The sequence below is a fragment of the Spirochaetota bacterium genome, assembly GCA_035477215.1.
GTDB lineage: Bacteria > Spirochaetota > UBA4802 > UBA4802 > UBA5368 > MVZN01.
Genome location: DATIKU010000045.1, coordinates 1 through 2,447, shown reverse-complemented (window position 1 = coordinate 2,447; position 2,447 = coordinate 1). Strand labels below are relative to the sequence as shown.

Sequence of the window (2,447 nt, the reverse complement as noted above, 5' to 3'; positions counted from 1 at the left end):
GCTTTACCGGGGCAAGCGAATGGATCTTGAGCAGGGCCTCCTGTGCGGCGTATCCCTCCCCGAGAAAATCCCGCATGGCGCCGAATCCCGCGTTGTTGACGAGCACCGTGAGGCTCTTTGTCTTCCCGGCCTTCCGGCTGAGCGCCTCCAGGTCCCGGTCGTTCGAGAGCTCCGCGATTACCGCGTTCACCTTCACGCTGTGCCTCGCCGCCAGTTCCGCCGCAATGTTCCTTAGAAGGTCTTTCCCCCTCCCTGTGATGATAAGGTCATAGCCACGGCGGGCGAATTCAGCGGCATAGGCCCTGCCAATGCCGCTGGACGCGCCGGCGATGAGCGCCGTATCTCTTTTTTCCATGGATCCTCGCGATTCATTCGCCGCTGGCGTCATTGCCGGCGACGGTATGATTCCTGACCCTATCCTTTCGAGTACTGTTCCACAAGCATAAATTTTTTCACCTTGCCCGTGGGCGTCATGGGCAGGCTGTCGACGAAGAATATCTTCTTCGGGACCTTGAAATGGGCGATCCGCTCACGACCGTATGCGATGAGTTCCTCGGCGGTCACCTCCTTCCCCGGCATCTTCACCACCGCGGCGGACACCATCTCGCCCCAGATCTGGTCCGGGAGGCCGAACACCGCGCACTGCATGACCGCCTCGTGGCCGGTAAGGGTGTCTTCCACCTCAACGGCAAAGATGTTCTGCCCTCCGGAAATGATCATGTCTTTTTTCCTGCCCGAAAGGTACAGGAAGCCGTCCTCGTCAAAGCGGCCCAGGTCGCCGGTGTAAAACCAGCCGTCCCTGAACATCTCCGAGGTCTTCTCCGGGTTCTTGTAATAGCCGGTGGTCACCGCCACGCCGCGCCCGATTACTTCTCCCACCTCGCCGACCGGGACGTCCTTTCCGGCGGCATCGACGATGCGCACGTCGGCGCCGGGATGCAGCGTTCCCACCGAGGTGGGCTTCCGTTCCTTGTCCTTCGGTCCCATGCTCACCAGCGCACCGCTCTCCTGGAGGCCGTAGTATTCGTAGATGTTGGGGCAGAGCCTGCTCTTCACCTGTTCCTGCAGGGCGGGCGGAAACGGCGACGCGGCGAATACCAGGGCGCGAAGGGAGCTGAAATCGTAGGGCGAAAGATCGGGCAGGGAAAGCACGAAGCTCGCGATGGTGGGCACCCAGTTGGAGATGGTGACCTTTTCGCGGCCTATGAGCTCGAGCATCTTCGCCAGGTCGAACTGGTGAATGACGTTACGCGCGCCGCAGAAAAACGCCATAGAGCACCAGGCGAACCCTACGCGCCCGAAAATAGGAAACACCGTGAGAACCACGTCGCTCGGCGATACGTCGTGCGCGAGCGCCATGAGGGGACCGGCGCCGGCGTTGTTGTAGTGCGTGAGGAGATATGCCTTGGGCAGCCCCGTGGTGCCCGAGGTGAGGTTAAGATACTGCTGGTCCTCCTCGCATACGTCCACGTCGGGCTCGCACCTGGACGATTCCGCGACGAGCTTGTCATAGGAAAGTGCGAAAGCGGGAACGGTGTCGCCCATGCAGACGAACCGCTTCAGCCCCGGCGTTTTTTCGCGCATGGAATTCACGGTATCGGCGAAGGCGGGATCAAAAATGATATTCCGCGCATCGCAGAAATTGATCAGCTCGATGATCTCGGCGGGCGCGAGCCTGTAGTTGAGTGGAATGCCGAGGGACCCGATCTTGGCCAGGGCGCCGTAGGTCTCGAATATCTCGGCCCTGTTCATGGAAAGGAACGCGGTCACTTCGCCCTTTTTTACGCCCAGCGAAAGCAGCCCGTTGCCCAGGCCGTTCATACGCTCGTTGACCTGGCGGAAGGTGAACCTCCGGTCCGTCGTGGCGCAGTAGACGGCCTCCTTGTCGCCGTGCCGAGTGCCGGCCACCTTGAAATAGTTGCCCATGGTAAATGTGCCTGTTGCTCGTGAAGACATGATGACCTCCTGGAGGATTAATAGGTATTTTTTATTTGAAAGAAATACATGAAAAACCGGAACGCGGGCCGTATCGAAATGCGGTGCGTATTGTCGGGCGGTTTCCATGATGCGGCCGCCGGCGTTCCTGCCATGGCAAGGGGAAGCGGAATAATGGAATAATCGTGGCGGGGGTGAAATTAATAGTCAATACAATTTAATATCCAGGAAAGTACCCTCCCCTCGAAGCACAGTTCCTCCCGACATAAGGCATGATATCGGAAGTGACTTCAAGGGGAAAACGTACTCTCCCCGCAAAAAAGCCCCTTGACAGGGGCCTTAAAATTTTGCGCGAACTCGGCGATACTCTTTTCCACGTCGATGATGCGCCCGTTGATGAACACCTTGTTGCTCCACGATTCCACGGTGCCCACCAACGAAGTAGAGGGGAAAAAGATCAGGCGTAGATCAGTTTTCCGCGAGGTTTCGGGATCTCCCTTCCCATCTTATGG

General features: G+C 58.5%; 2 protein-coding genes. Both read right to left on the bottom strand.

The window, feature by feature from the left end:
- Positions 1-355, bottom strand: a 355-nt coding sequence (locus tag VLM75_10680; protein HSV97383.1) for an SDR family NAD(P)-dependent oxidoreductase, incomplete at its 3' end; no start/stop codon positions are given.
- Between the two features lie 59 nt (positions 356-414).
- The gene (locus VLM75_10675) at positions 415-1,956 is read right to left on the bottom strand and encodes an AMP-binding protein (GenBank protein ID HSV97382.1); all 1,542 of its coding nucleotides are present in this window, start codon (positions 1,954-1,956) and stop codon (positions 415-417) included.
- Positions 1,957-2,447 lie beyond the last annotated feature (491 nt).

Coding starts and splice junctions, on each gene's coding strand:
- VLM75_10675 (HSV97382.1), bottom strand. CDS start 1,956: ATGTCTTCACGAGCAACAGGCACATTTACCATGGGCAACTATTTCAAG.